Here is a 491-nt window from a genome sequence, read left to right on the forward strand (position 1 = left end):
AACAATAAGCGATTGGGTTTTAAAAGATATGCCTATCGCCATGATAAATATGGGTTTAAGAGAGACTTCAAATTATATGAATGTGATGATTGTTCAGAATGTCCTCTGAGACACCAATGCATGAAATACAATTCAAAAACGAATAAAAAAATAATGAAAAATTATAATTGGGAATATTTTAAAGCCCAAATTAATAAAAAGCTTTCAGAACCAAAAATAAAAACCATCTACAGTCAAAGAAAAATTGATGTGGAGCCTGTTTTTGGATTTATGAAGGCTATTTTGGGTTTCACTCGAATGTCCGTTCGAGGGATAAATAAAGCCAAAAGAGAACTAGGATTTGTGCTAATGGCACTTAATATAAGAAAAGTAACAGCTCAACGAGCTGAAAATAATCAAAAAAATTATAAAAAAGACAATTTCTATATTATTTCAATAGAAATTGTCTTTTTTCACTTATCCAGATACTTTATGTCCCGGACTCTTTCTAA

At 29.9% G+C, this 491-nt stretch carries 1 protein-coding gene; it reads left to right on the plus strand.

Annotated elements, in window-relative coordinates:
• Positions 1-491: transposase (locus UUA_RS19105; protein ID WP_155943287.1), on the plus strand; the 491-nt coding region annotated here is incomplete at both ends.

The organism is Rhodanobacter thiooxydans LCS2 (genome assembly GCF_000264375.1).
Classification (GTDB): Bacteria; Pseudomonadota; Gammaproteobacteria; order Xanthomonadales; family Rhodanobacteraceae; genus Rhodanobacter; species Rhodanobacter thiooxydans.